Below are 1,315 nucleotides of genomic sequence, written 5' to 3' on the forward strand. Positions count from 1 at the left end.
ACCTCGACCATCTCGCCGGGCCCGAATCGGCGAACCCCCTCACCGCGTCACACCTGCCAGGGAGCCCCCATGCCCAGTGATTCCTCCGCGAACCGCGCAACCACGCCGAGCCCCGCCGCTCCGCCCCGTCGCGCGCCCGTCGACCCCCGAGGCCCGCGGTTCAGCGCCGCCATCACGGCCGTGCTCCTGCTCGTCGTGATCTTCCTCTCCCTGACCGGGGCATCCGTCGCCGCTCTCGTGTTGCTCGCCGCGATCGCGGCGCTCTTCGCCTGGGGAGCATTCGCAGGCGTCGGCCGGCACCCGTACGGCCTGCTGTTCAAGCGATTCGTACGTCCCCGCCTTGCACCGCCCGCCGAACTCGAAGACGCCGCTCCGCCGACCTTCGCCCAGGGGGTCGGCCTGTTCGTGACCGTCATCGGCGTCGTGCTCGGACTGTTCGGTCTCGCCCCCGCAGTCGGGATCGCCGCCGGTTTCGCGTTCATCGCGGCGTTCCTGAACTCGGTCTTCGACTACTGCCTCGGCTGCCAGCTCTACCTCCTGCTCGTGCGCGCCCGGATCCTCAGTCGCTCCCCCGCCGCGGCCTGACGCGCGTGGACCGGGCTCCCTGTCAACTCCCAGACTGAGCCTGTCCCTCTGAGTGGATGCCCGGTTAGGCTGGGGCTTTCACACCCAGGAGGTAACACCATGGCACTGACCAGCGAAGCGTCAACCGTCTGGACCGGAGACCTCAAGTCCGGCCATGGCACCGTCTCACTCGACTCCTCCCACGCCGGCGAGTTCCCGGTGACCTGGAAGGCACGGAGTGTCGGGAGCCCGAACACCACCAACCCGGAAGAGCTCCTCGGCGCCGCGCACGCCGCGTGCTTCTCGATGGCCCTCGCGAACGGGCTCGGCGCGGCCGGGCACACGCCGGAGAACATCCAGACGACCGCTGCCGTGACCTTCGAGGCCGGAGTCGGCATCGTCGGCAGCCACCTGCTCGTCAGCGCGAGCGTGCCCGGCCTCACCGAGGAACAGTTCGCGGCATTCGCCGAGGACGCGAAGGCGAACTGCCCGGTGTCGAAGGCCCTCGCCGGGATCCCGATCACGATCGAAGCGGAACTGGCCTAGGCGCAGGAGCGCCCGATGCGCGTACTGATCGCCGGAGCCTCCGGGCTCATCGGAACCGAACTCGTCCGCCAGCTCGGCGAAGCCGGGCACACCGTCGCCCGGCTCGTGCGCCATCCGGCCACCGGGCCGGACGAGGTGACCTGGAACCCCGCCGTCTTCGACATCGACCCTGCAGCCCTCGACGGGGTCGACGCGGTCGTCAACC

At 70.3% G+C, this 1,315-nt stretch carries 3 protein-coding genes; all 3 read left to right on the forward strand.

Annotated elements, in window-relative coordinates; genetic code table 11:
* The first annotated feature begins 69 nt into the window (after positions 1-69).
* Entirely contained in the window at positions 70-585 is a 516-nt protein-coding gene (locus QN345_RS19180) for a DUF4395 domain-containing protein (protein WP_134559751.1), read from the forward strand.
* Positions 586-684: 99 nt separating this feature from the next.
* On the forward strand, positions 685-1,110 hold the full coding sequence (locus QN345_RS19185) for an OsmC family peroxiredoxin (protein WP_134446935.1): 426 nt from the start codon (positions 685-687) through the stop codon (positions 1,108-1,110).
* Positions 1,111-1,125: 15 nt separating this feature from the next.
* On the forward strand, positions 1,126-1,315 hold a 190-nt coding region (locus QN345_RS19190), incomplete at its 3' end, for an NAD-dependent epimerase/dehydratase family protein (protein WP_323509129.1).

This window comes from Cryobacterium sp. 10I1, assembly GCF_035019805.1.
Taxonomy (GTDB): domain Bacteria; phylum Actinomycetota; class Actinomycetes; order Actinomycetales; family Microbacteriaceae; genus Cryobacterium; species Cryobacterium glucosi.